The organism is Nocardia sp. NPDC060259 (assembly GCF_042728775.1).
In the GTDB taxonomy this organism is placed as follows: domain Bacteria; phylum Actinomycetota; class Actinomycetes; order Mycobacteriales; family Mycobacteriaceae; genus Nocardia.
Genome location: NZ_JBHXAY010000005.1, coordinates 139,153 through 158,042 on the forward strand (window position 1 = coordinate 139,153; position 18,890 = coordinate 158,042).

Genomic DNA, 18,890 nt, shown 5'->3' on the forward strand with positions numbered 1-18,890 from the left:
AAACAGGTCACAGGGTGGCAGGCTTGGGCGTGTCGGGTCGCACCCGGCGGGCGAGCGCTAACAGTACGGGCGTTATGCTAAAACTCCTGGTCAGCGCTACCCGTCGGTAGGCTCGGTGCTTGCAATCAACCCGCAAATTTCGCAAAGTTAGCAAACGCGGCGGCAAACCTAGCTGAGATTCACATAAGCAACAGGTAGACGGCTATTTCCTGGTGTGCCATCGTGTGGAAGTACACCCCTTGGGCCCTAGCTAGTCCTAGCAAGCCTGCAAATTGCTCCAGCAGTACGAATCGTGCAACCGAAAGCGTTCAGCCGCCGGTTGTTTCAGGATCGGATCGCCGGAGCACCGACCACACCGAGGAAGTGGAGTCAGAGATGTCGACTGTCGGCACCCCGAAGACCGCTGCGGAGATCCAGCAGGATTGGGACACCAACCCGCGCTGGAAGGGCATCACCCGCAACTACACCGCCGAGCAGGTCGTCGCCCTGCAGGGCAACGTTGTCGAGGAGCACACCCTCGCCCGCCGCGGTGCGGAGATCCTGTGGGACCTCGTGAACAACGAGGACTACATCAACTCCCTCGGCGCCCTCACCGGCAACCAGGCCGTGCAGCAGGTTCGCGCCGGCCTGAAGGCCATCTACCTGTCGGGTTGGCAGGTCGCCGGTGACGCGAACCTGTCCGGCCACACCTACCCCGACCAGTCGCTGTACCCGGCGAACTCGGTCCCGTCGGTGGTCCGTCGCATCAACAACGCGCTGCTGCGCGCCGACGAGATCGCCAAGGTCGAGGGTGACACCTCGGTCGCCAACTGGCTGGCCCCGATCGTGGCCGACGCCGAGGCCGGCTTCGGTGGCGCGCTGAACGCCTACGAGCTGCAGAAGGCGATGATCGCCGCTGGTGCCGCCGGTGTCCACTGGGAGGACCAGCTGGCCTCGGAGAAGAAGTGCGGCCACCTCGGTGGCAAGGTGCTGATCCCGACCCAGCAGCACATTCGCACCCTGACCTCCGCGCGTCTCGCGGCCGACGTCGCCGACGTGCCGTCGGTGATCATCGCCCGCACCGACGCCGAGGCCGCCACCCTGCTCACCACCGACGTGGACGAGCGCGACCGTGAGTTCCTGGACGGCACCCGTACCGCCGAGGGCTTCTTCGGTGTGAAGAACGGCATCGAGCCCTGCATCGCGCGTGCCAAGGCCTACGCCCCCTACGCCGACCTCATCTGGATGGAGACCGGCGTCCCGGACCTCGAGGTCGCGCGCAAGTTCGCCGAGGCCGTCAAGTCGGAGTTCCCGGACCAGCTGCTGTCCTACAACTGCTCGCCTTCGTTCAACTGGAAGGCGCACCTGGACGACGCGACCATCGCGAAGTTCCAGCGTGAGCTCGGCGCGATGGGCTTCAAGTTCCAGTTCATCACCCTGGCCGGCTTCCACTCGCTGAACTACGGCATGTTCGACCTGGCGCACGGCTACGCCCGCAACGGCATGACCTCGTTCGTCGACCTGCAGGAGCGCGAGTTCCAGGCTGCCGCCGAGCGTGGCTTCACCGCCGTGAAGCACCAGCGTGAGGTCGGTGCCGGCTACTTCGACACCATCGCCACCACCGTGGACCCGAACACCTCGACGGCTGCCCTGAAGGGCTCCACCGAAGAGGGTCAGTTCCACTGATCCGCACGGGGTTGCTTTAAGTAGCAACACCATTCCTCTACTCCGGTAGGGGTGTACGGACGCTCCGCGTCCAGCACGCCCTCCCACGCCGAACAGCCCCGGCGTGGGAGGGCATCCCTATAGCTTGGTCGACATGACCACCCCAGCCACCCCACAGCCAGACACACAGCAGGAGCGGGACGTGAGCAGCAGCGAGAAGATTCAGCGCGTCGGGATTATCGGCGCGGGACAGATGGGCGCTGGCATCGCCGAGGTGTGCGCACGCGCGCACGTCGACGTCCTCGTCTACGAGACCAGTCGCGAACTCGCCGCCGCGGGCCGCGCTCGGATCCTGCGCTCGCTGGACCGTGGCGTGAGCAGCGGCAAGATCACCGAGCGCGAGCGGGAGCAGGCGGCCTGGCGGCTGCGCTTCACCTCCGATCTCGGCGACTTCGCCGACCGTCAGCTGGTCGTGGAGGCCGTTGTCGAGAACGAAGAGGTCAAGACGGCCATCTTCAGCGAGCTGGACAAGGTCGTCACCGACCCCGACGCCGTGCTCGCCTCCAACACCTCCTCCATCCCGATCATGAAGATCGCGGTCGCCACGGCGAACCCCGAGCGCGTGGTCGGTCTGCACTTCTTCAACCCGGTGCCGGTGCTGCCGCTGGTCGAGCTGGTCACCACGCTCAAGACCAGCGAGCCGGTCGCCAAGCGCGCCGAGCAGTTCGCCGCCGACATCCTGGGCAAGCAGGTCGTGCGTTCGGCCGACCGCTCCGGCTTCGTCGTCAACGCGCTGCTGGTGCCGTACCTGCTCTCGGCCATCCGGATGGTCGAGTCGGGCTTCGCCACCAAGGATGACGTCGACAAGGCGATGGTGCTCGGCTGTGCCCACCCGATGGGCCCGCTGGCGCTGACCGACCTCGTCGGCCTCGACACCGTCAAGTCGATCGCGGACTCGATGTACGCCGAGTTCAAGGAGCCGCTGTACTCGGCTCCGCCGCTGCTGATGCGCATGGTCGAGGCGGGCCTGCTGGGTAAGAAGACCGGCGCCGGCTTCTACCAGTACGGCAAGTAGGGGTTTGCTCCCCGGAGGCCACCGTCATCACCCACTGAGCGATGACGGTGGCCTTCGGCCATTTCGGGGGTGTTTGCAGGGGGAACGGCGAAGGGCCGCGTTCGCGGCCTAAGCTGCTGTAGCCGGACGCGCTCGCGCGGCCCGGTGATATGTCGAGCGCAGCAATGCGTGGGAGCCGGCGTCGCCCGGGGAGACCGCGCAGGTGATCGAAAGGGAGTATCCCGGTCATGGTCAACGTCACCGATGGATTCGGGTCGAGCGTTCTCGGATATCCGAGGATCGGTCCGCACCGCGAGCTCAAGCGTGCGCTCGAGTCGTATTGGCGCGGATCGCTGGAGCGCGACGAACTGCTCGCGGTAGGCCGCGACATCCAGGAGCGCCAGTTCAACGAGCTGGCCGCGACCGGACTCACGCAGGTGCCGGGCAACACCTTCTCCTTCTACGACCACATCCTCGACAACGCGCTGCTGTTCGGCGCGGTGCCGTCGCGGTTCTCCGAGTACCAGGAGGGCATGCACCCCCTGGACTTCTACTTCCTGATGGCGCGCGGCAATCCCGACCTGCCGCCGCTCGAGCTGGTGCGCCTGTTCGGCTCCAACTACCACTACCGCCAGCCCGAACTCGACGCCGACACCACGTTCTCGCTGCATCCCGAGGCCCTGCTCGACGAGTGGGACCGGGCGATCGAGCGCGGGATCGAACTGCGCCCTGTCGTGCTCGGCCCGGTGTCGCTGCTGCTGCTGTCGAAGGCGGGGCACGTGCCCGGCGAGGCGGAGTTCGACACGCTGAGCCTGCTCGACAAGCTGCTGCCGTTCTATGAGGAGCTGTTCGAGATCCTCGCCAAGCGCGGCTCGACCTGCGTGCAGCTCGACGAGCCGTGCTTCACCGGCGAGCGCTCGCCCGCCGAGCTGGCCGCGTTCGAGAAGGCCTACCAGCGGCTGTCCAAGGCGCCGCTGCGCCCGCGCATCCTGGTCACCGGACAGTACGGCGATTTCGGTGAGGCGCTACGCATCCTGGCCGCGACCAATGTCGAGGCCATCGGGCTCGACCTGTCCGCCTACCGGATGACGCCGGAGGAGCTGGCCGCGATCCCCGGGATCAAGCGCAAGCGGATCTACGCCGGTGTCATCAGCGGCACCAATGTCTGGCGGGCCGATCGTTTCGTCACGTTGAACTACCTGAACTCGATCGCCGAGGTCTGCCCCGACCTGGTCGTGTCCACCGGCACCACGCTGCTGCACGTGCCCTACGACGTGCTCGCCGAGTACGACATCGACGGCAACGTGGCCGACCGGCTCGCCTTCGCCAAGCAGAAGGTGGGCGAGGTGGTCTCGCTGGCCAAGGCGCTCACCGAGGGCCCGTCGGATCACTGGCGCAAGCGGCCCACCGAGGTGCACTTCAAGCAGAAGCACGCGGTGCGCCAGCGGGTGTACGCGGTGACCGCGGACATGCGCGAGCGCGAACCCTACGTCGAGCGCCGTGCCGCCCAGCAGGAACGGCTGAACCTGCCGGTGGTGCCCGCGACGACGCTCGGCTCGTTCCCGCAGAGCGTGCGGCTGCGCCAGGCCCGCCACGAGGTGGCCCAGGGCAGGCTGTCCGAGCAGGACTACCGCAAGCAGGTCGAGGCCGAGATCGAGGCGACGATCCGGCTGCAGGAGGACATCGGTCTCGACGTCTTCGTGCACGGCGAGCACGAGCGCAACGACATGATCCAGTTCTTCGCCGAGCAGCTCGACGGTTTCGCCACCACCCGCTTCGGCTGGGTGCAGGTCTACGGGTCGCGGTGTGTGCGTCCGCCGATCATCTACGGCGACGTGTCGCGGCCGGCGCCGATGTCGGTCGACTGGACCACCTACGCGCAGTCGCTGACCGACAAGCCGGTCAAGGGCATGGTCACCGGACCGGTCACCATGCTGGCCCGCTCGTTCGTGCGCCAGGACCAGCCGCTCTACGAGACCGCCGACCAGGTGGCGCTGGCCATCCGCGACGAGGTCGTCGACCTGGAGAAGGCGGGCATCGCGATCATCCAGGTCGACGAGCCCGCCATCCGCGAGCTGCTGCCCGCGCGTCCGATGGGGCGCGAGGAGTACCTGCGCTGGGCGGTCGGCGCGTTCAAGCTGGCCACCTCCGGCGTGCGGGCCGACACCCAGATCCACACCCACATCGGCTATTCCGGCCGCACCGAGGTGGTCGACGCGATCGAGCAGCTCGACGCCGACGTCACCGCGATCGTGGCGACCCGCTCGATCGAATGGGTCATGCAGGCGCTGACCGAGGACGTCGCCACCGGCCACGGCCTCAGCCACGGCGTCGGCCCCGGCGTGTACGAGAGCCGCTCGGCGCGGATCCCGGACATCGACGAGCTCGACGAGCTGCTCACCCAGGCCGCCGAAGCCGTGACGCCGCAACGGCTCTGGGCCAACCCGGACGGCGGTCTCAAGACCCGCCACTACTGGCAGCTCGAGCCGTCGCTGCGCAATATGGTCGCGGCCGCGCGTCGCGTGCGTCGCCGGACACTGGCCGCCGAAGCCGAGGCAGCGGCTGTCGCGGCGGAGTAGGCGAGCCGACCAACGGGCGCACCGGAAATCCGGTGCGCCCGCTCAGTGGCTGAGGGCGGCGACGCCGAACATCGCGCCGACGCCGGTGACCGTGCACAGCAGGGTGAGGCGGGACGGGTGTTCGGCGTGGGCTTCGGGGAGGATGTCGGCGGTGGCGAGGTAGAGCAGGAAGCCGGCGAAGTAGCCGAGGTAGAGGCCGATCCACTGTTCGGGGACGTGGATGAGGGTGCCGAGGATGGCGCCGAAGACGGGGGCGATGGCGTCAAGGCCGAGGAGGGTGAGGGCGCGTTTGCGGGCGTTGCCGTAGAGGGTGGGGATGGTGAAGGTGTTGAAGCCGTCGGCGAAGTCGTGGCAGATCACCGCGATCGCGACCGAAAGGCCGACCGCGGCGCCCGCCTGGTAGCCCAGGCCGATACCGAAACCGTCCAGGGTGCTGTGGAAGATGAGGCCGGCCGCGGCGAGCAGCCCGACCGACTCGAATCCGTGGTGGTGGGCGCCGAATTCGGACTCGTGGCCGGTGTGGATGGCGACGGCGCGTTCGATGATGTGGATGCTCAGGAACCCGATCACGGCGGCGATCAGCACCACCGGTACCCCGTACACCTCGCCGGTCGACTGCTCCAGCGCCTCGGGAATCAGGTCGAAGGCGACCAGTCCGAGCAGGACACCCGCGGCCAGGCCGAGCACCAGGTGCTTGCGGTCGCCGATACGCATGGCGACGAATCCGCCGAACAGGGTCGACAGCATGGACACGAGCGACAGCAGGATGGCCATCGCGCCGCCTACTCGTTCGACGGTTCGGCGGGCGGCTGCTTGGGCTTCTTCTTCCCCGTCGGCGCCTCGGCCTCCTCGGTGACCTCGTAGCGCCGGACATAGGCGCCTGCGAAGCCCTGCAGGGTGGCGGTGACCGGGATGGCCAGCAGCGCACCCGTCGGCCCGAGCAGCGCCGCGCCCGCGATCACCGCGCCGAAGGCCACCGCCGGATGCATGTCCAGGGTGGTCGCGGTGATCCGCGGCTGCAGCACGTAGTTCTCGAACTGCTGGTAGGCGACGATGAACAGCAGGATCCACAACGCCGAGATCGGGTCGTGCACCAGCGCGACCAGCACCGGCAGCGCACCGGCCAGATAGGTGCCGACGGTCGGGATGAACTGCGAGACCACGCCGACCCACAGCGCCAGCGCGAACGCCGATGGCACGTCGAACAGCCGCAGCGCGACATAGTGGGCGAGCGCGGAACACAGCGCGAGCAGCGCGCGCGAATAGATGTAGCCGCCGGTCTTCTCGACCGCGATGTCCCACGCCCGCAGCACGTGCTTCTGCTGTTTGGGCGGCAGAAACGAGCACACCCAGGTGCGGAAACGCGGTCCGTCGGCGGCGAAATAGTACGTGAACAGCAGCACGCCGAGCAGCTGGAACAGCGCGCCGATCGCGACAGTGCCGATGCCCCAGACGTTTCCGGCCAGGCCGACCAGATAGCCCTCGATCGTCGAGCTCCACTCCGAGGCGTACTTGGTGAGGTCGTCGCCGGACAGGTCCTGGTCGAAGGTCGAGTTGATCCAGTCGACCACGTCCTGGATGTAGTCCGGCGCGTTGCTCACCAGCATGGTCACCTGGTTGACCAGCAGCGCGCCCAGCGTCCACACGAACGCGACGACCACGAGCAGCAGCCCGCCGAACACCACACCGGTGCCCGCCCCGCGCCGAACACCGCGCGCGGCAAGCCAGTTCACGGCGGGTTCGATCGCGAAGGCCAGGAACAGCGAGACCATCAGAATGGTCAGCAGGCCTTGCAGCTTGCCGAGCACCCAGAACGCCGCGATCAGCCCGGCGACGGCCAGCGTCGCGTAGAGCAGCGACCGCGGCAGCCAGCGCGGTGGGGTGCGCACCGACCAGCCGACCGGCAGTATGTCCGCCGCGGCGACCGGTACCGCCGCGGCGGGGCCAGAGGTCGATTCGTCATCGGCAGCCACCTGGCCCACGGTACCGAGGACGGCGGGATTCGCGCGCGCTGGCGCGCGGCTCAGATCGTCGCGGTGTCGATGACGAAGCGGTACTGCACGTCGCTGGCCATGACCCGCTCGTAGGCGGAATCGATCTCGTCGGCCGAGATCAGCTCGATCTCCGCGCCGATGCCGTGCGCCGCGCAGAAGTTGAGCATCTCCTGGGTCTGCGCGACGCCGCCGATCATCGAACCGGCCAGCGAGCGGCGGAACGCGGCGAGGTTGCGGCCGGTGACGCTCATCGGCTGATCGGGCAGGCCGAGGATGACCAGGGTGCCGTCGAGAGCGAGCAGGCGCAGGTAGTTGTCGATCGGCAGGTTCGCGGAGACGGTGTTGATGATCAGGTCGAACGAGCCGCGCAGCTGCCGGAAGGTCTCCTTGTCGCTGGTGGCGTAGTAGTGGTCGGCGCCCATCCGCAGGCCGTCGTCGCGCTTGCGCAGCGACTGGCTGAGCACGGTCACCTCCGCGCCGAGGGCGGCCGCGATCTTCACCCCGACGTGCCCGAGTCCGCCCATGCCGATGATCGCGACCTTCTTGCCTGGCCCGGTGTTCCAGTGCCGCAGCGGCGAGTACAGGGTGATGCCCGCGCACAGCAGCGGCGCGGCGACATCGAGGCCGATGCCGTCGGGAATGGCGACGACGAAGCTCTCGGTCACCACGATCTGGGTGGCGTAACCACCCATGGTGTAGCCACCCGGCTGCGCGGTTTCGGGGACCGGGTTGTTGTAGGTCCAGGTGGCGCCCTTGGCGCAGTACTGCTCCTCGCCCGCCAGACACGGCACGCACTTGCCGCAGGAGTTCACCAGGCAGCCGACGCCGACCCGATCGCCCACCTTGTACTTGCGCACCGCCGAGCCGGTGGCCGCGACGATGCCCGCGATCTCGTGACCGGGCACGCAGGGGTACTTGGTGCCGCCCCATTCGTCGCGGGCGGTGTGGATGTCGGAATGGCAGATGCCCGCGTATTTGATGTCGATCAGGACGTCGTCGGGGCCGAGTTCACGGCGCTCGATCGTGACCTTCTCGAAGGACCCGTCGGGGGCGGGGACGGCGTAGGCGGCTGCGGTGCTCATGGACTTATGCCTACCGTCGCATGCGGCGTTTGCCAACCGGCGCGTTCGGATCGATACCCGGTCTGGCTCGAATCCGGGTCACAATGGAGTAGTCGGCTCGCGAGAGAGGACATGCGCGTGCACGCTCTTGGCCGGGTGTTTGCGACGCTGGTCGTCGCGCTGATCGGCGTGTGCGCATTCCTCGGATATCGCGGTGAGCTGGCGTTTCCCTGGGAGCCACCGGCGGGCGAGATCGTCGCTGTCGCGGAGCAACCGCCGCCGATCCCGCTCGACCCGGTCCTGGTCGCCGCGCAGGTGGAGCCCGCGCTGGTCAATATCGCGGTCGACGCGACGCGGTTCGGCAGCAGCGCCGCCGGGTCGGGCATCGTCCTCACCGAAGACGGGCAGATCCTCACCAGTCATCACGTGATCAAAGGCGCCGACGAGCTGAAGGTCACCGATATCGGGAACGGGCTGGTCTACCCGGCCACCGTGCTCGGCTACGACTCGACCGCCGATATCGCGCTGCTGTCGCTGGCCGGGGCATCGGGGCTGCCGACGGCGCGCCTCGGCTCCTCCGCGGAGCTGCGGATCCGCCAGGACGTGCTCGCCATCGGCGACGCGGGCGGCGACGGCGGCGAAGCGACCGCGGTCGCCGGGCCGATTACCGATCTCGACGCGAGCATCGTCGCGATGAACTCCGCCGACCTGACCCGCAAGTCGTTGCGTGGCATGGTGCAGATCGCCGCGCCCGTCGTCGGCGGGCAGTCCGGGGGCGCGCTGGCCGACAGCACCGGCGCCGTCGTCGGGGTGATCACGGCGGCCTCGGGGGAGCGGCCCGGCACCGAATACCAGCCGAAACAGGCCAACGGCTACGCGGTGCCGATCGATACCGCCCTGCGGATCGTGGCGCAGATCCGCTCGGGGACGCCGACCGAGACCGTGCACATCGGGCCGACGGCCACGCTCGGGGTGCAGATCGTCGACGCGAAACCGTCCGGCGCCCAGGTGAACTGGGCCTTCTACGGGCAGCCTGCGCGTTCCGCCGGGATCACCACCGGTGATGTCATCACCGCCGTCGACGGGCAGCCGATCACCACCGCCCGCGCGCTGAGCGCCGCCGTGAATGCGCGCAAACCGGCCGATCTGATCCGGCTCGACGTCACCGCGCCCGACGGAACGACCCGCACGGTCGAGGTGGTGCTGGCGAAGGGAACGCCCTAGCTAGACCAGGCTCAGCCAGTAGTCCTGGAACTTCAGGAAGACCAGCAGCAGCACCACCGCGTAAAAGACCACGACCAGCGTCCACCGCCATTCGGCGAGGATCCCCATCGGACCGCGCGACCCGCCCCAGGTCTCCTGCGTGGTGACCGCGAACAGCACCGGCACCACGACCCACACCACCATGCAGTACGGGCACAGCGCGTTGATCCGGTACAGACTCTGGAAGATCAGCCAGCAGATCGCGGCGACACCGAGGACGGTGCCGAGCCACAGCCCGCCCCAGATCCAGCGCGGGAAGCCGACGCCGACCACCGAGAGCACGGCGAGCGTGACGACCACCGAGAACCCGACGATGCCGAACAGCGGATTCGGGAAGCCGAACACCGAGGCCTGATCGGTCTGCATGATCGACCCGCACGACAGCACCGAGTTGATGCTGCAGGAGGTGACGTAGTCCGGGTCGACGAACAGCTTGAACCGTTCCACGGTGAGCGTGAACGACGCCAGCCAGCCCGCCAGCCCGGCGATCAGCAGCAGCCACGCCGAGCGGGCGGGCGTGGTGATCACTTGGCCGCGTCGGCGATCACGGACGCCAGGCCGTTCTCGGCGTACAGGACATCCTTCGACTGCTGCGGCTGACCGTTGACGTACACCGACGGGGTCCCCTTCACACCCGAGGCGAACGCGGCTTCGGTGAGCTGGTTGATGGCGTCGTTGTAGGGCTTGTCGTTGATGCAGGTGGCCACTGCCGGATCGGTGTAGCCGGCGTCGACGGCGATCTGGACGAGCTCGGCGTTGCTCAGGCCGGCGCCGCCCTCGGCGGGCTGCTTCTCGAACATCGTCTGCAGCCAGCCCTGGTACTTGCTCGTGTCCGACTTCGCGACACAGAACGAGGCGTTGGCCGCGCGCGAGGAGTACTGGTTGGTGGAGGCCTTGTCCAGGAACGAGATGATCTGGTACTCGATGACAGCCGTTCCGTCGGCCGCCGCGTCGGCCAGCGCCGCGGCATTGGCGGCCTCGAACTGCTGGCAGGCCGGGCACTGCAGGTCGGCGACCACGCGGACCTTCACCTTCGCGTCCGGGTTGCCGATCACCACCGAGCCGTTCTCCGAGATCGAACCCCCGACCGCGGGCAGCTGTGCGGCGGTGGCGGAGGAGTCGGTGTCGGAGTCCGACCGATTCACGGCGATGCTGATGCCGATCGCCGCGATCAGGGCGACCAGGACGCCGGCGACACCGATCTGGATCGCCAGCTTGCGCCGCTTGTCGGCCGCCTCTGCCGCCGCCAGCGGATTCTGCTTGCCCGTGCTCACCGTCGTCACACGCCTTTCGTTGGTTGTCTCCCCACGGAGCACATCATTGCGGCCGAACCTGAGAGTTTGTTCAACGATCGATGTCAGGACGCGTCGAGCCGGCGCAGTTGCTCGGCGATGTCGAAATCAGCGGGCGGCCAATCCAGCCCGAGCCCGGTCAGGGCGTCGATCAGCAGTTCGGTGACAGCCAGGCGCGCATACCACTTGTTGTCGGCGGGCAGGATGTACCAGGGCGCGTAGTCGGTGTTGGTGCGTTCGAGAACAGCCTGGTAAGCCTTCTGATATTCGGGCCAGTAGCCGCGTTCGGTGATGTCGGCGGGGCTGAATTTCCAGTACTTGTCGGCACGCTCGAGGCGTTCGCGCAGCCTGCGCTTCTGCTCGTCGAGGGAGATGAACATGGCCACCTTCACGATCGTGGTGCCCGCGTCGGCGACCTCACGTTCGAAGGCGTTGATCTGGCCGTAGCGCTGCTCCCACTCCGCGCGCGGCACGAGTTCGTGGACCCTGGCCACCAGCACGTCCTCGTAGTGGGAGCGGTCGAAGACACCGAGCTGGCCGGGGACGGGCAGCCGCTTGCGGATGCGCCAGAGGAAGTCGTGCCGCTTCTCCTCCTCGGTCGGCACGCCGAAGGAGGCGTGGTCGACGCCCTGTGGGTCGACCGAACCGATGACGTGGCGCACGATACCGCCCTTGCCCGCGGTGTCCATGCCCTGCAACACCAGCAGCACGCTGCGCTTGTCACCGGTGCGGCCGTTGGCGAACAGCCGCTCCTGCAGGTCCGACAGGACGACGCCACGCTCGCTCAGCAGCGTCTTGCCCTGCTGCTTGTCACCGGCGAAACCGGGTGTACTCGACGTGTCGAGCCCGGCGATGCGCTGACCATCGGCGCGCAGCGCGGTGGTGACGGGTTGTGCCCAGTTCTTCGCCATTTCCCATGCCTACCACTAGTGCGTGCGATCGACCGGCAAGCTCGACGCAATCGGGCCTGCGCGCCCTGACCGATCAGGCGGGACGGGTGGCGTCGACGTACTGCATGAAACGGCGCACCCGCTGGTCGATTTCGACCAGCCCCGCCTCGGCGAACAGTGTCGGGAAGGTGTCGCGGTCGAACAGCCGCAGCCCGCTCAGGCCCGCGGCCATGGTGCTGGCCCGGCCGAACAGGTTGTCCTCGCGGTAGCTGGTGGTGATCGCGATGCGGCCGCCCGGCGCGAGTACCCGGATCATCTCGCGGGTGGCCGCGATCGGATCGGGGATCAGGTACAGCGCGCCGAAACAGCAGACGGCGTCGAAGGTTCCGTCGGCGAACGGCAGCGTGCGCGCGTCGCCGCGGACATAGCCGACCCGAGGGCCCGCGTTGTCGGCCGCGGCCCTGGCCAGCATCGGTTCGGAGTAGTCCAGGCCGGTGACGAAGCCGTCGCCGGCGAGGAATTCGCTCAGGTACTTGGTGAAATTGCCTGGCCCGCAGGCGAGATCGAGCACCTTCTTGCTGCCGCTGAGCCGCAGGGTGTCGACGGCTTCGCGGCGGTCGCTGCCGGTGGTGCGTCCGCTGGCCAGATAGAACAGCGTCGGCCGCCACGCGTGCTCGTACACCGCGGCCAAGGCAGGCGCGTTCATGGTCTTGCGGGCTAGGTTCACCGCCGTGCGACCTCGATCGTCATGCCCGCGTCGCGCAGCCGGGCGGTGAGCGCTTCGCCCATGGCCGAGGCGGGGGTGAGAATGCCTGCGCGCTGGGGGAGTTCGTCGAAGGCCAGGCAGAGGCCGCTTTGGCCGAGCAGGACGGCGGTGGCCTGGTAGCCGGGGTCGCCGGTGCCGGAGAAGGTGGCCTGGTACTTGGCGCCGGAGCTGGTGCGCGCGAAGGTCTTCATGGTGAACCAGCCACTGAGGCGGGCCTTTTCGCTGGGGCCGGTGCCCGGCTTGGGCAGGATCCGGTCGAGCAGCTTGCGGCCGAGCGAGACGCGCGAGAGCACGGCGCCCGAGGCCATACCGGCCACGATGCCGCCCGCGATGCCGGCGGCGACCAGCGGCGCGGCGGCCGAATTGCCCGCGTTCATCACCTCGCGGTAGCGGAACTGCTTGCCGTAGGCCCAGCCGAGCAGGCCGTTGGTGCGGCGCACGACCTTGGTGTTGTGCGAGGCCATGACGAAGGTGGTTACCCAGCCGTCGAGGCTGGGATCGATGGTGTTGGCGCGGGCCAGCGCCTGATCGGACTGGCGGCCCACATCGGGCTCCATCGTGCGGTCCGGGCTCAGCGAGTACGGGTGGGTCAGGATCTTGACGCGAGTGGAATCGGCGGCGACGTCCTCCCACATGGCCCGCCCCGAATCGATGGTGCCGCCGCTCGCGCCGCCCTTGAGGTAGGCAACCAGGGTGGTGTCCTCGAGCTCGCCGGTGTCGTCGGCGACGGTGGCGCGGTAGAGCTCGTAGACGCTCAGGTCCGACGGAATCGAGTCGTAGCCACAGGAATTGACGATCTTGGCGCCGGAGTCGACAGCGATCTGCTCGAACTGCTCGATGGCGTCGTGGATGAACAGCGGCTCACCGGTGAGGTCGGCGTAGTGGGTGCCCGCGGCGGCGCACGCGCCGAGCAGCGGCATGCCGTAACGCAGGTACGGGCCGACCGTGGTGACCACGACCTTGGTCCGCTCGGCCATCGCGGCGAGCGAGGCGGGGTCGGTCGAATCGGCCACCACCAGTTCCCACTTCGCCGCGGCGGGACCCAGCTCGGCGCGCACAGCGGCCAGCTTGTCGGCCGACCGGCCCGCCAGGGCGATCTTGGCGCCCTCGGGCGCGGCGGTGAGCAGGTATTCGGCGGTGAGTTTGCCGACGAAACCTGTCGCGCCGAACAGGATCAGGTCGAACTCACGGTGCTGCGGCATGACGCGCCTTTCATCGAGTGCCTGCCTTGCGGGCACGCGGCTTCTTCGCCGGTTTCGGCGGATGGGTGGTGAGCCACTCACGGTGGGCCAGACCGAGTTCGGTGACCGGCGGCTCGTCGTAGAGCCATTCCCGGGCGATCAGATGCCAGTTGTTGGTGCTGTCGAGCTGGCCGAGCATACCGAAGGTGAGGAAGTCGGCGCGGCGGGAGAACAGGTGCTCCGGCGGCAGGTTCTGCTGCTTCATCCCGGTGAACTCGCTGGCCCGCGGGTCGACGGCCAGCAGGAACGCGCCGCTGGCCAGTTCGGGGGTGATGGTCAGTTCCTCGTCGACCAGGCACCACTCCGAGGCGGAGAGCACGTACTCGAGACACTCCTCGGCGCCGATCTCTTCCGGGGAATCGATCACGCCGCGTTCGATCATCAACTGCCGCAGGTCTTCGGCGCGGTCCTCCGCGGCGGCGCGCAGGCACAGGATCTCGAAGTGCACCAGCTTGGGGTCCATGCGGTTGAACAGGCCGAAGTCGAGGAAGGCCACCCGGCCGTCGCGGGCGAGCAGCACATTGCCAGGGTGCGGATCGCCGCAGAACTCGTTGAAGGTGAACAGCGAGCCGACGTAGAAGCGGTAGATGATCTCGCCGACCCGGTCGCGCTGGGCGTCGGGCAGGTTGCGGATCTCGTCGAACCCGGTGCCCTCGATGAACTCGCTGACCAGCACCCGGGTGGTCGAGAGCTCCTGCACCGCGGCGGGCACCACGATGTACGGGTGATCCCGGTAGAGGTGCGCGATCTCGGTCTGGGTCGCGGCCTCGGCGACGTAGTCGAGTTCGGCCTCCATGTTCAGCTTCAGCTCGTCGAGCACGGCCGGGGTGATCCACGGCATCGCCGAGGCCAGCACCCGGCGGAACATCGTGAGGTTCTTCAGGTCGGCGCGCACCGCGATGTCGACGCCGGGGTACTGGACCTTCACCGCGACGGCCCTGCCGTCGTGCAGGGTGGCCCGGTAGACCTGGCCGATCGAGGCTGCCGCGATCGGCTCCGGGTCGAATTCGGCGAACGCCTCGGCCAGCGGGCGACCGAAATCCTCCTCGATCACCGCGCGCATGGCCTCGAACGACACCGTCGGCGCCGCATTGCGCAGCACGGCGAGCCGCTGTTGGAACCGGTCGCGATGGTCCGGCGGCACCAGGTCCAGGTCGAGCACCGACATCATCTGGCCCAGCTTCATCGCCACGCCCTTCATGGTGCCGAGCACCATGACCACCTGCTCGGTGGTGCGGATCATCGACTCCTCGGCCATCTTGGCGCGCACGGCCTCGGACCGTCCGCGCATGGAGAGTCTGGTCTTCTTCGAACGGATGACCGAGCTCGCCGCTACCGCCCCCAGTTTCGTCCCGCGGGCAAGCCGGGATGTCGGCACGTTCTTCGCCATCGAGGTACCTCCATTGGTGCCGACGCGCAGGGCGGCCGTAGACGCGTAGCGTCACACGACCGCCGGCGGTGACGCAAGCCACAGCGCCCCGCTCGGTTCAGCGTAACCAACCGCGCCGCGATGTCGAGCCCGGCTCCGGCGGTAGTGAGGAAACCCCAGTTCAGGAAGGCTGTGCGGGAATCTCGGGCAGCTCGTGGGTCTGCGCGGTGAAGATCTCGGGCGAACCGCCCGCCCTGGCGACGCCCTCGATCGCCGACCACGCCATCATCGTCAGGTAGTCGATGACGTCCTGGCGTGGCATGGCCTTGTCGGTGGTCGTCCACCAGTGCGTGGCCAGCTGGATGCCGCCGACCAGCACGTACGACCACAACAGCGCGCCGTCGGTGCGCACGCCCTTGGCGCCTGCCCGGTCGACAAGCACGGCCGTGACCACCTCGGCGAAGAGCCGTTCGAACTCGGCGAGCGAGGACTTGTCGCCCGCGGAGTTGCTCATGATGAACCGGTAGACCTCGGGGTCGTCGTCGACGGTGCCGACGTACTCGGTCATCGCGGCGCGCACCAGCTGGTACTCGTCGGCGTCGAGGCTGATCGCGCCGTACACGCGGGGCAGCAGCGTGGTCTCGATGAACCGCTGCATGGTGGCGTGCACCAGGTCGTTCTTGTCGGCGAAGTAGCGGTACAGGACGGTCTTGGACACGCCGATCTCGGTGGCGATCTCGTCCATGCCCGCCTGGCTGCCGCGCGCGCGGATGGCATTGAGCGTGCCGTCGACCAGCTCTTCGCGCCGGTCGATCTTGTGCTGCCGCCACCGCCGTTTGCGGCCGTCGACAGGACCCCCGCCGCGCACGGTCGCGCGCCCGGTCTGCTCGCCGATCTCGACAAGGTCTTCGGTGGACAGAACAGCCCCCTTGTGGTCGATGTGGCGTGTCTCGTTGTACAGCTTAGGCGCGCCGGTGTGGGGTGGCGCTCGTTTGGCCGACGTTGCGGCATTTACCACACCCAGGTGTTTACCCGCGCGTACGGAAAACCGGCTGGTTTGGTGTGTCGCGGGCGACGCGGCGGGGTTCACGGCGGCGCCGTTACGGCGCGCACAGCAGAATGGGGGCTATGGAGAAAGCTCCCGGCAATACGGCGGTTCTCGCGCCGCGCACCGAACCCGCTGCGCAACCCGCGGGTTTCGCGGTCATGACCGACGAGGCTGGTAAACGACGTGACCTCTTCAAGATGAAAGCACTGGCCACCGGATTCCTGCTGGTGGCCAGCGTGGTGTACCTGCTGTGCCGCTGGCTCGAATCGCGCGGCGGCGGCGGCGAGTGGGTCGGCTATGTGCGCGCGGCCTCCGAGGCGGGCATGGTCGGCGCGCTCGCCGACTGGTTCGCGGTCACCGCGCTGTTCAAGCATCCGCTCGGCCTGCCCATCCCGCACACCGCGATCATCCGCAAGAAGAAGGACCAGCTCGGCGAGAGCCTCGGCGCCTTCGTCGGCACGAACTTCCTCGCTCCCGATGTGGTGTCGGCGCGGCTGGACTCCGCGCAGATCTCGCTGCGGGTCGGCCGGTGGATGGCCGATCCCGGCCACGCGGCCCGGGTGGCGCAGGAGAGCTCGACGATCCTGACCGCGGTGGTCGGCGTGCTGCGCGACGAGGACGTCGAGCAGATCATCGACAACACCATCGTCAAGCGGATCGCCGAACCGCTGTGGGGTCCGCCGATCGGGCGGGTGCTCTCGGAATTGATCGCCGACAATCGGCAGCTGCCGCTGATCGATCTGCTGGCCGAACGCGCGCATCAATGGGCGCTCGGTTCGCAGGAGACGATCGATCGCATTGTCATGCGGGACGCGCCGCAATGGGCACCGAAATTCGTCAACACGTTGCTTTCCGAGCGAATCTATCGGGAATTGGTCGAATTCACCTGGAAGGTGCGCTCGAATCCCGATCACGAACTGCGTCAGGCCGCCGATCGTTTTCTGCAGGATTTCGCCGACGATCTCCAGCACGACGAGGCGATGATCGCCAAGGCCGAGAAGGTCAAGGCCGAGATCATGGGCCGCGAGCAGATCACCGGAATGGCCGAGGCGACGTGGCGCGCGGCCAAGCGGTTGATTCTCGAGTCGGCCGAGGACCCCGATTCCACCCTGCGCCGCAAGGTGGCCGAGAATGTGCAGCAGCTCGGTGAGCGCTTGCGCGACGACCCGGCCACGCGCGGCAAGGTGGACGGCTGGATCGACCGCGGCGCGCGCTATCTGGTCGGTAACTACTCGGCCGAGATCTCTACCCTGGTAACCGACACCGTCGCCCGCTGGGACGCGGACGAGGCGAGCCGGAAGATCGAGCTGCAGGTCGGCCGGGATCTGCAGTTCATCAGGATCAACGGCACGGTCGTCGGTTCGCTCGCGGGCCTGGCCATCTACACGATCTCGCAGCTGCTGTTCCACTGAGCCCGGCCGTTAGCCGACCCTGTGCTAACAGAAGTGCTTGCAATAGCTAGCACCCTGATTTAGTATTGACCGTACAACCGCCAGAAGGTGAGTGATGGCAGACCAGCCCGAGGGACGTGTAGCGCACGCGGCACAAGACATCGGAGGGTTCATCAGGTCCCAGCGCGAAGCTGCGCAGGTGTCCTTACGTCAACTCGCCGCGCTGGCGGGGGTGAGCAATCCGTACCTGAGCCAGATCGAACGCGGATTGCGTAACCCCTCCGCCGAAGTACTCGCGCAGATCGCCAAGGCGCTGCGCGTTTCCTCGGAGGTGTTGTATGTGCGGGCCGGATATCTCGAACAGCGTCCGCACAGCCCGGTCCGGGACGCCCTGCTAGCGGACACTTCGGTGACCGAGCGGCAGAAACAGGTGTTGCTGGAAATCTATGAGTCGTTTCGCCGGGAAAACGGGGAAGAAGCCGGCTCAGGGGGGATCGAACGGGACAGCGACGTTTCGTTCACGACAATTGACACTCCGCCACGCCAGGAGAGCGAAGACTGATGACCGAGAAGACCGCTACCGTGACCAAGCCGCTGTTCGCCACCGTCGGTGCCGGTGACGCCATCTACACCGCCGTGAACGAGGTCGTCGCCGACGTCCGCGAGCGCGTCGTCGCCACCGATGCCAAGGCCCGCGTCGACGAGGCCCGTGAGCGCATCGCCAACGTCCCCGCCGACGTGCAGGCCCAGTTCGACACCCTGCGCGAGCGCATCGCCGGCCTGCCGTCGGAGCTGCCGGAGGACCTCGCCGAGCTGCGCGAGAAGTTCACCTCGGAGGAGCTGCGCAAGCTGGCCGAGCAGTACTACCGCCAGGCGCTCGACATCTACGCCGACCTCGCCGTCCGCGGTGAGGAGACCGTCGACCGGCTGCGCGCCAACCAGGCCGTCGACGAGCAGATCGGTCGCGTCGAGAACCTGTACAAGGATGCCTCCGCGCGTGCCGAGGACGCCCTCGCCAAGGTCACCGACCTGCTGGGCCGTGGCAAGGCCGAGGCCGAGAAGGTCGCCGACGAGGTTGTCGATGCCGAGGTCGTCGCCGTGAGCACCGAGCCCGCCCCGGCCGAGGCTCCGGCCGCCAAGGCGCCCGCCGCCAAGAAGGCCGCCCCGGCCAAGAAGGCGCCCGCCAAGAAGGCAGCACCGAAGAAGGCCGAATAAAGGTCTGCCTTCCGGGCCCGGACATTCGACCCAGCGCCGAAGAAGGCCCAGTAAGGCTGACGTAGCACCGCCGACAGCGGCCC

18 protein-coding genes are annotated in these 18,890 nt (G+C 67.9%); 8 read left to right on the forward strand and 10 right to left on the reverse strand.

The window, feature by feature from the left end:
- Window positions 1-375: 375 nt before the first annotated feature.
- From aceA to metE, 3 genes are all read left to right on the forward strand, one after another.
- On the forward strand, window positions 376-1,665 hold the full coding sequence (aceA, locus tag ACFWF2_RS04330) for an isocitrate lyase (RefSeq protein WP_379029185.1): 1,290 nt from the start codon (window positions 376-378) through the stop codon (window positions 1,663-1,665).
- Between the two features lie 181 nt (window positions 1,666-1,846).
- A complete protein-coding gene (locus ACFWF2_RS04335; protein ID WP_379029182.1) occupies window positions 1,847-2,719 on the forward strand; it encodes a 3-hydroxybutyryl-CoA dehydrogenase in 873 nt (290 codons plus the stop codon).
- Between the two features lie 227 nt (window positions 2,720-2,946).
- Complete coding sequence (gene metE, locus ACFWF2_RS04340; RefSeq protein WP_379304504.1) at window positions 2,947-5,277, forward strand: 5-methyltetrahydropteroyltriglutamate--homocysteine S-methyltransferase; 2,331 nt, start codon at window positions 2,947-2,949, stop codon at window positions 5,275-5,277.
- A gap of 42 nt (window positions 5,278-5,319) precedes the next feature.
- Here the strand turns inward: metE and ACFWF2_RS04345 are convergent, their stop codons facing one another.
- The 3 genes from ACFWF2_RS04345 to ACFWF2_RS04355 are packed head-to-tail and all read right to left on the reverse strand — an operon-like array spanning window position 5,320 to window position 8,353.
- Entirely contained in the window at window positions 5,320-6,051 is a 732-nt protein-coding gene (locus ACFWF2_RS04345) for a ZIP family metal transporter (RefSeq protein WP_379304506.1), read from the reverse strand.
- An 8-nt stretch (window positions 6,052-6,059) separates the two neighbouring features.
- Entirely contained in the window at window positions 6,060-7,250 is a 1,191-nt protein-coding gene (locus ACFWF2_RS04350; protein WP_379304508.1) for an AI-2E family transporter, read from the reverse strand.
- 50 nt (window positions 7,251-7,300) lie between these two features.
- Window positions 7,301-8,353: an NAD(P)-dependent alcohol dehydrogenase gene (locus tag ACFWF2_RS04355; protein ID WP_379304510.1), complete on the reverse strand. Its 1,053-nt coding sequence runs from the start codon at window positions 8,351-8,353 to the stop codon at window positions 7,301-7,303.
- A 111-nt stretch (window positions 8,354-8,464) separates the two neighbouring features.
- Between ACFWF2_RS04355 and ACFWF2_RS04360 the strand changes: the two genes are divergently transcribed.
- Window positions 8,465-9,556: a S1C family serine protease gene (locus tag ACFWF2_RS04360; protein ID WP_379304512.1), complete on the forward strand. Its 1,092-nt coding sequence runs from the start codon at window positions 8,465-8,467 to the stop codon at window positions 9,554-9,556.
- On the opposite strand, the gene ACFWF2_RS04365 is transcribed toward ACFWF2_RS04360, so the two are convergent.
- The 6 genes from ACFWF2_RS04365 to ACFWF2_RS04390 form a co-directional block, all read right to left on the reverse strand.
- Window positions 9,557-10,123, reverse strand: a complete 567-nt coding sequence (locus tag ACFWF2_RS04365; protein ID WP_379304514.1) for a vitamin K epoxide reductase family protein — start codon at window positions 10,121-10,123, stop codon at window positions 9,557-9,559.
- On the reverse strand, window positions 10,120-10,878 hold the full coding sequence (locus tag ACFWF2_RS04370) for a DsbA family protein (RefSeq protein ID WP_379304516.1): 759 nt from the start codon (window positions 10,876-10,878) through the stop codon (window positions 10,120-10,122). Before ACFWF2_RS04370 ends, ACFWF2_RS04365 begins: the two co-directional genes overlap by 4 nt.
- Window positions 10,879-10,952: 74 nt before the next feature.
- Window positions 10,953-11,798: a PPK2 family polyphosphate kinase gene (locus ACFWF2_RS04375; protein ID WP_379304518.1), complete on the reverse strand. Its 846-nt coding sequence runs from the start codon at window positions 11,796-11,798 to the stop codon at window positions 10,953-10,955.
- A 73-nt stretch (window positions 11,799-11,871) separates the two neighbouring features.
- Window positions 11,872-12,504: a class I SAM-dependent methyltransferase gene (locus ACFWF2_RS04380; RefSeq protein ID WP_379304520.1), complete on the reverse strand. Its 633-nt coding sequence runs from the start codon at window positions 12,502-12,504 to the stop codon at window positions 11,872-11,874.
- A complete protein-coding gene (locus ACFWF2_RS04385; protein ID WP_379304522.1) occupies window positions 12,501-13,745 on the reverse strand; it encodes a saccharopine dehydrogenase family protein in 1,245 nt (414 codons plus the stop codon). Before ACFWF2_RS04385 ends, ACFWF2_RS04380 begins: the two co-directional genes overlap by 4 nt.
- A 10-nt stretch (window positions 13,746-13,755) precedes the next feature.
- Window positions 13,756-15,075, reverse strand: a complete 1,320-nt coding sequence (locus ACFWF2_RS04390) for an ABC1 kinase family protein (protein ID WP_379304524.1) — start codon at window positions 15,073-15,075, stop codon at window positions 13,756-13,758.
- On the opposite strand from ACFWF2_RS04390, the gene ACFWF2_RS04395 reads away from it, so the two are divergent.
- Window positions 15,074-15,223, forward strand: a complete 150-nt coding sequence (locus ACFWF2_RS04395) for a hypothetical protein (protein ID WP_379304526.1) — start codon at window positions 15,074-15,076, stop codon at window positions 15,221-15,223. The two genes, ACFWF2_RS04390 and ACFWF2_RS04395, sit on opposite strands and share 2 nt — an antisense overlap.
- A gap of 111 nt (window positions 15,224-15,334) precedes the next feature.
- Here ACFWF2_RS04395 and ACFWF2_RS04400 read toward each other — a convergent pair whose 3' ends face one another.
- On the reverse strand, window positions 15,335-16,021 hold the full coding sequence (locus ACFWF2_RS04400; protein ID WP_379304538.1) for a TetR/AcrR family transcriptional regulator: 687 nt from the start codon (window positions 16,019-16,021) through the stop codon (window positions 15,335-15,337).
- A 260-nt stretch (window positions 16,022-16,281) separates the two neighbouring features.
- On the opposite strand from ACFWF2_RS04400, the gene ACFWF2_RS04405 reads away from it, so the two are divergent.
- The 3 genes from ACFWF2_RS04405 (at window position 16,282) to ACFWF2_RS04415 (ending at window position 18,807) form a co-directional block, all read left to right on the forward strand.
- Window positions 16,282-17,613, forward strand: a complete 1,332-nt coding sequence (locus ACFWF2_RS04405) for a DUF445 domain-containing protein (protein ID WP_379304528.1) — start codon at window positions 16,282-16,284, stop codon at window positions 17,611-17,613.
- Between the two features lie 94 nt (window positions 17,614-17,707).
- Entirely contained in the window at window positions 17,708-18,154 is a 447-nt protein-coding gene (locus tag ACFWF2_RS04410; protein ID WP_189025424.1) for a helix-turn-helix domain-containing protein, read from the forward strand.
- Window positions 18,154-18,807, forward strand: a complete 654-nt coding sequence (locus tag ACFWF2_RS04415) for a heparin-binding hemagglutinin (RefSeq protein ID WP_379304530.1) — start codon at window positions 18,154-18,156, stop codon at window positions 18,805-18,807. Before ACFWF2_RS04410 ends, ACFWF2_RS04415 begins: the two co-directional genes overlap by 1 nt.
- The last annotated feature ends 83 nt before the right edge of the window (window positions 18,808-18,890 follow it).

Bases quoted from the DNA above. Each gene is read 5' to 3' on its own strand.
- aceA (WP_379029185.1), top strand. From the start codon at position 376: ATGTCGACTGTCGGCACCCCGAAGACCGCTGCGGAGATCCAGCAGGAT.
- metE (WP_379304504.1), top strand. From the start codon at position 2,947: ATGGTCAACGTCACCGATGGATTCGGGTCGAGCGTTCTCGGATATCCG.
- ACFWF2_RS04345 (WP_379304506.1), bottom strand. From the start codon at position 6,051: ATGGCCATCCTGCTGTCGCTCGTGTCCATGCTGTCGACCCTGTTCGGC.
- ACFWF2_RS04355 (WP_379304510.1), bottom strand. From the start codon at position 8,353: ATGAGCACCGCAGCCGCCTACGCCGTCCCCGCCCCCGACGGGTCCTTC.
- ACFWF2_RS04360 (WP_379304512.1), top strand. From the start codon at position 8,465: ATGCGCGTGCACGCTCTTGGCCGGGTGTTTGCGACGCTGGTCGTCGCG.
- ACFWF2_RS04375 (WP_379304518.1), bottom strand. From the start codon at position 11,798: ATGGCGAAGAACTGGGCACAACCCGTCACCACCGCGCTGCGCGCCGAT.
- ACFWF2_RS04385 (WP_379304522.1), bottom strand. From the start codon at position 13,745: ATGCCGCAGCACCGTGAGTTCGACCTGATCCTGTTCGGCGCGACAGGT.
- ACFWF2_RS04395 (WP_379304526.1), top strand. From the start codon at position 15,074: ATGGAGAGTCTGGTCTTCTTCGAACGGATGACCGAGCTCGCCGCTACC.
- ACFWF2_RS04390 (WP_379304524.1), bottom strand. From the start codon at position 15,075: ATGCGCGGACGGTCCGAGGCCGTGCGCGCCAAGATGGCCGAGGAGTCG.
- ACFWF2_RS04405 (WP_379304528.1), top strand. From the start codon at position 16,282: ATGGAGAAAGCTCCCGGCAATACGGCGGTTCTCGCGCCGCGCACCGAA.
- ACFWF2_RS04410 (WP_189025424.1), top strand. From the start codon at position 17,708: ATGGCAGACCAGCCCGAGGGACGTGTAGCGCACGCGGCACAAGACATC.
- ACFWF2_RS04415 (WP_379304530.1), top strand. From the start codon at position 18,154: ATGACCGAGAAGACCGCTACCGTGACCAAGCCGCTGTTCGCCACCGTC.